This window comes from Thermogutta sp., assembly GCF_039793925.1.
GTDB lineage: Bacteria > Planctomycetota > Planctomycetia > Pirellulales > Thermoguttaceae > Thermogutta.
In genome coordinates, this window is sequence record NZ_JBAMME010000222.1 from 1 (window position 1) to 5,968 (window position 5,968).

Sequence of the window (5,968 nt, forward strand, 5' to 3'; positions counted from 1 at the left end):
TATGCCGCCCAACGGCACCGAGCTCAGCCGCTGCGACCGAGGCGGCGCAAGCCGCCGAGGGAGCAGTCGGCTGGAGCGAGATGTTGGGCGGCCTGTGAATCACTCCACAAATTTGCGGAAACGCCTCACAGCCAATACAAAAAGCGGTAGCATTATCAAACCGAGTGATACGCCGCATACACCAGTTGGTCGGCTAGTGGTTGGTGGGGATGCTGTGGGCGTTTCCAATGCACGCAACATTTCAGCCGTGCCAGAATACACCTCGTCAGGGTTTCCATCATTATTCGTGTCAATGACAAGCTGGGGTTGAGGCTCTTTTAGATCGACCTGAGCCCTGTCTCCGTCAGAAACAGAAACATTGGAATAAGTAAACTCTCGTCCTGATTGACCCTCAATGAGAGTCACCCCTACAGATCCATCTCCCGTGGCTTGTAACGAAATGGTAATGTTCGGATCGGCAGGGTAGATCACATACTTATCCCCTTCCCATTCAATCACCCGTGAGTCGGGTATTTCGGTAACCACTTCATCATCAGAAACAAAACCCGCGCGCTGACCAGCAGCATTTGTAACCAGAATTGTCATGGGGGAATGTACACCACTAACGCTGATAGGCACTCCTTGCCTGTTAAACTCTCTAACCAATTGCCACATCCAATTTACAGGATCCTCGCAAACTTGTAATGCATCCGTATCGAAGACTCCCCAAATCCCAGTAATGATTTTCCCTATCGAACCCAAAATGGCCCGGCCAAGTATCTTTACAAATCCTTTTGCCAGCGGAGGAACTGCACATGCAATATCACCATCTTCGCATCTTGCAACCTGCAACCCAGCGGTAACAGCGTCCAGCAAATCTTTGCCGATATCTGAGGAAAAAGGACCTATCAACTTATTTACTATCACAGAAGTACAACTCAATCCGCTCAACCCAGGGTTGATAGTTAATCTCCCCTCCCCCCTAAGTTCGGATTGCTGCTGTATGTCAGGTTGAAGGCTCACTACGACCACGCCGTTTGACACAGCTGTTTTAAACCGAACTTTCACTGTTAACAGCCATTTCTCAAAATTAACCTGTTCGCCTTCTACTACTGGAGAAATGAACGAAGCATCTCCTTTGGAGAAAGAATGCCTGTCTATAACTTCTCCGCTCTCATTTTCCAGGATGACTTCCCCCGTGTACTGCCAAAACGGCTGATTAAGTGGTGCTCCTCTGTTCTCAATAACCATCGTTATTCTTACCATTTCGGATACAGAGACTTGAGATGGTCCTATCTGAATGTCGGACACTTCCAGCACGGGGGCAGAGAAAGCGGTAGGAGTGGGAAGAGAAGTGGAAATAGGAGGGATGGTTGGAAGTATTGGTGTGGGCACAGAAGTAGGCGTAGCTGAAGTGATGGGCACGCAGCTTTCAACAACCTCCATACGGGTAGCGATTACAAGAGGATAAGCGGGATCAAGCGAGAAGGAGGGATCATAAAGCATGACAGACTGCCCCACGAGAGCTCCCAAGTCTGAATTGGGCACACTAACAATGTCTACCAACCAAATGTCTGATTGATCCCAAGGTCTAAATCCCCAAGCAACATCACTTCCATAGCTCCATTCGCCGCAAACTGTTGTGGTCGTGCAACTGTCAACTAATCCGATCCGAGAGAACCCGACCAGTAATTTCTGGTCAGGATAACCATACGTTGCAGCTCCATTAGGGTCAAACTGCGGATCATAAATCCTGATGAAACTGCCATTAAGAGAGTCAAAATCCAAGTTCCACCAATCAGGAAAGGCGAGTGGGTCTATCCACCAAGATTGAGATTCTGTTGAGGGCATAAACGTGATGTAGTAATGTACTCCATCGCTCCCAATTAACAATTGTCCACAAATGATATTTGGTGTGTTTGATACGTAAGCTGGAGCAGAAATAGAGGTTGGTAAAGTAAGGGTTGGCGACAACAGAATAAAAAGCGTAAATAGGTAAGTAAATGTGCGACTTTTGGGTACCATTTCTCCACCTCCTTTGTGAACTGGTTCCGCCCAACGAGTTGCGCCTAAGCCGCGCCGCGGAGCGCAGCGGAGCGGCGTCGGCTTGAGGCGCTTGTTAGGCCCGGTTCTCCTGAGCACGCACCCCCACCCAGGACGGACGCGCCCCCACTCGCCGACCGCCTACCCCTCTGCACCCAACCTCCCATCCCCCAACCACCACGCCGCCTTCACCACCCCACCGACAACCAGCCCCTCGCCCTCAACCCGTCACCCCCATCAGCACCAACCCGCTCACCCTACCGCTCACCTCGTACCCGCTACCCCATCGCCTACCAGCCTCAACCTCAACCACCCTCTCCCTCGCCGCAGGAGACCACCGCGCTCCCGACCGCGGCTCTCGCTCCCCGGCTCCATCACCTACCCAGACCGCGACGCCCCCCCGCCGCCTTCTCTCCGCGCGCTCCCACCTGCGCCACGGGCCTCACCCGCTGCGGGCGACCCTGCCCCCCAATCGGCCCCACCGGCCCGACCAACCCCATCACCAAGACAGAGACCCGCCCGCCTGTTCACCTGCTCACCAAACCCTGGGGCAAGGGCCTAACGGCACCGAGCTCAGCCGCGGCGAAGCCGCCGAGGGAGCAGTCGGCTGCAGCGAGAGGTTGGGCGGCATGCCCATCTTGTTTATCTGCCCCTAAGTACAACAGGTAGGTAGGAGTGATAAATGGGTCGATCTGGCGTGATGGATAGCCCGTACGCTGTGGTGCAACCATAGGCATACGGGTCCCAGTGCTCCACCTTGATGTAATACATACCCGCCATTGGTGCTTGCCAGATCAAACGCGATGCTGGCCAGTTGTTGGGATCGTCATCGTTACTATCTATTAGTGTGGTACCGTTGCGATCGTAAAGATAGAGGACCGTATCAGCGTGACCGCCAGTATTAGTGGTTACCAGTGTGTAAGTGATTCCTGGCAGAGCGATGAACTTCATCCAATCTTGATCGCGCTCAATGTGGAAGTTATGCATTTGCCATGTTCCATCGGTTTCTATCGGACGTGCGTTAGCAGGCACATTATCCGCTTCGTAAGAATCAGCCGCTACTGTGCATGTTTGCACAGTATATGAGATTTCGTTACTGTAGTTTCCTATATTTCCAGCATGGTCGTAAGCCCGCGCCCGGAAATGATAGGTATGCCCATTCTGACCAACAAAGCGGTAGTACGTGTCCGTTGTACCTGTTATCAGGTCTATCCAGGCACCACTCGCACCATCCCGATACTGAATGTCGTAACTGGCAACACCAGACAGGCTGTCTGAGCCCCACCACCACACGTGAAAATCGCGGAAGGGAGCGTCACCGTACATTGAACTCACACCGACTTCAGTAGTGGGTGCTGTGCGATCAATGCCAAGGTCCCATGTGCCTGCTCCCGTCCAGTTACCAACCCAGTCAAAGGCCCAGATGTAGAAAGCGCCGCCGCTCTGCTCAGGAAGAGCGCCGGTTTCAAAATTCCAACTCCAGCCATCCCGACCGTCGTTGTCTGCACCCAGCCATATCCAATCAGAATTCTCCCAATCCGCACTATGCCACAGAAACTCCACGCGGTTGATCCCATCATTATCGGTTGCGTCCACACTAATCGCCTCTGTAACAGGGTTCATCCACTCACCGTTGCTGGGCGATGTAATCTCAGCGGAGGGGTTGGAGTCGTCGCTCAACAAACGAACAGTATAGAAATAATTGGTGCCGCCTACTGACGGGTGGTTCAATGCTTTAACTCTGATGTAATAGGTCCCATCATGAGGCAGCTGATAACCGAGATGCGAATCGGTTACCTCGCCCAAGATTTCATCATCATTTTGGCTCAAAACGCTAGTCCCATCAGTGTCTATCAGGAAGATGTAGGGATCAAGCCATGAATCATAAATGGCAGCATCTATGTTTATGACGACCTTGTCACCTGCCAAACCGGTGAATTGGTAGAAATCGTAATCTCCTCCAGGGCAGATATCGCCGCTGATAGCCTGACCATAGGCGATGGTCGTGGCTTGGGCTGGGTTATTGTTAGGCTCGTGAATGTCGGCGCATGAGGGTGGCGGTGTGCTGGAGATATCAAAGTCATCTATATACCATCCACCATAGGCGTTCCACAAGGCGTCAATCGTGTCAAAATGAAAGCGCACCTGGATAGTATGGCCTGCATATTCCGATAAATCAATAACCGGGCTTTGCAGCCACCACATCATTGGATCATCTGAGAGCTGTAGCACGTTGGTAAACTCTCCGCCGTCAACTGAGATCTGCACCCACCGTTGATCCCAATCCGGCCCTTGCGTTTCAGTTTCATAACGATACCAGAAGCGCAGGTAATAACCAGTTGATGGAATATAGATGGGGGGTGAAGTTAATCCACCAGAATTAGCTGCGCCGGTGTCATAATCCCCGGTCGCGTCTTGACCGTACCAGTATGCATGTGAAGAGCCGTTATGACCAATATAGGGAGACTCCACCAAATGCCACAGCCCTGTAGCAGTCCACATGGAAGAGCCGTTTTCCATGTCATCGGTAAATGGAGCGGTGGGAATCCAGAAGAAAGTTTGCTGCCACACATTGTTAGTTTCATCCGACTCTGCAACTGTATTATCTGGGTCAACCACAAGGCGTACTGTGTGCCACCCAGGCATTGTAATCGTCTCTGCCCAGTCATCAAATCCACCGACCCATCCGGGATAAAAATCGGGTTGAGGGTAACGTACATAGCGAATACTATCCACCCAGAGTTCGACATAAAATGTACCAGGGGCAACACTGCCACCGCTATTGATAAAGTGCCAGTCAAAATAGGTGGTCTGTCCGGCATATAACGTGTTGACCGCCTGGGTGCCCTGGATGGACGAGGGCACTACCGGGTATGGGTAACCAGAGGGAGCATAGGGCCTCAAGTCAGGTTGGGGCGGAGGGCACGGTGGCGTAGTGACGTTAACCGTATTGCTGGGGTCGGATTCTATGCCATCGCGAAATGCTTTTACATAGTAAGAATATGAGGTATTACCGCTCAGACCCGCATCCTGGTAACTGGTACTGTTCATCCCTACCTGGCCCACATAGGACCCGTTCCGAAAAATTCGGTAGCCCTCTTCGTTCCCAGAATTATCCACCCAGTAAAGGTCAACCTGACTGCAAGAGGCAGTCTGCGCGCTCAGGTTAGAGGGCGCGGCCGGCTTTACGGTGAACGTCCAGGTACTGCTCCAGCCGCTCTCGCCGGCGCCGTTTCGAGCCTTCACGTGCCAGGAGTAGGTGTAACCAGCCCATTGAGGCCCCAGACTCTTGTACGGCTCGCTTTGCCAGCCAAAAGTCAGGGTGCCACCAGGGCCTCCCCAGACTTCGCCATAGTATTCGTTGCCGGTGGATGACCAAGCCAGGTTAATGGGAGTGCCTTCAATGAAAGATGAACCGTTTGCAGGTGCCTGTGGTTGAGGTGGGGCAGGAGGCTGAGCGCGCAGTTGCACTTTGACCGAGGAAACCGAGTTTGCGCCGATATAATTATCGCCCAGGTTGGAATCATCGCCGGTGAAGGTCTCGGAGCGTCCCTGGTAGTTGTCGTGCTCGTATAGAATCGCCTGGACGTTGCTACCCACCTTGATGGACTCGGCGTTGTCGTTGCCCAGGCTGCCCAGGTAGCCAGGATTGGGGTAATCTCCGACGCCCAGGGTGACACAACTGCCGCCGTAGCCAGTATCCGCGTACAGGGCTACCTGATCAGCGTTGGGGGTGCATGAGGGTGGCACATAGCATGACTTAGATACGCCGGGGAGTGGGTCACCAAAATTGCCGTTATTACAGCCAACGCCGTTGGTAAAGGTCCTGACCTTATAGCAAGAATTTGCTCCATAGTAGACTTGCTGTGTGCCGCTGAAACTGCAGTAGCCGTTTTCATCCGCACATTTTACATACCCTGAGGGTAGACTGGTAGCATCACAACTT

General features: G+C 52.7%; 2 protein-coding genes. Both read right to left on the reverse strand.

Annotation, left to right across the window (positions count from 1 at the left end; genetic code table 11):
• Positions 1 to 99: 99 nt before the first annotated feature.
• Positions 100 to 2,004, reverse strand: a complete 1,905-nt coding sequence (locus ABJK56_RS09285; protein WP_347244390.1) for a hypothetical protein — start codon at positions 2,002 to 2,004, stop codon at positions 100 to 102.
• Between the two features lie 660 nt (positions 2,005 to 2,664).
• Complete coding sequence (locus ABJK56_RS09290; RefSeq protein WP_347244391.1) at positions 2,665 to 5,772, reverse strand: pre-peptidase C-terminal domain-containing protein; 3,108 nt, start codon at positions 5,770 to 5,772, stop codon at positions 2,665 to 2,667.
• Between the last annotated feature and the right edge of the window lie 196 nt (positions 5,773 to 5,968).

Coding starts and splice junctions, on each gene's coding strand:
- ABJK56_RS09285 (WP_347244390.1), bottom strand. CDS start 2,004: ATGGTACCCAAAAGTCGCACATTTACTTACCTATTTACGCTTTTTATT.